This window comes from Pseudomonas guariconensis, from assembly GCF_015680235.1.
Classification (GTDB): domain Bacteria; phylum Pseudomonadota; class Gammaproteobacteria; order Pseudomonadales; family Pseudomonadaceae; genus Aquipseudomonas; species Aquipseudomonas guariconensis_A.
In genome coordinates this window covers 1-224 of the sequence record NZ_JADLJL010000115.1, presented here as the reverse complement: position 1 = coordinate 224, position 224 = coordinate 1, and the positions used below count along the sequence as shown (strand labels likewise).

Genomic DNA, 224 nt, shown 5'->3' with positions numbered 1-224 from the left:
GAACGTTACGACGAGCCCGCCCGGGCGGCCTTCGACTCCGCCTATCGAAGCGAACTCCAGCATTGGCAGGCCCTGATAGATCAACTCGGCGAGGTGTATGCCGAGCACTACGCCTGCCCCGCCTTCAAGCAGATCGCCAAGCACGACTACACCGTGAATGAATGGCGCTCGACGGAGGCCTTCATCCGCATGCTAGGGGCTTGTCTCAATGGCGGCCCGACCGA

At 62.5% G+C, this 224-nt stretch carries 1 protein-coding gene; it reads left to right on the top strand.

The window, feature by feature from the left end:
* Window positions 1-224 (top strand): hypothetical protein (locus IRZ56_RS23015; protein ID WP_196147037.1); only part of this gene is annotated, 224 nt, incomplete at both ends.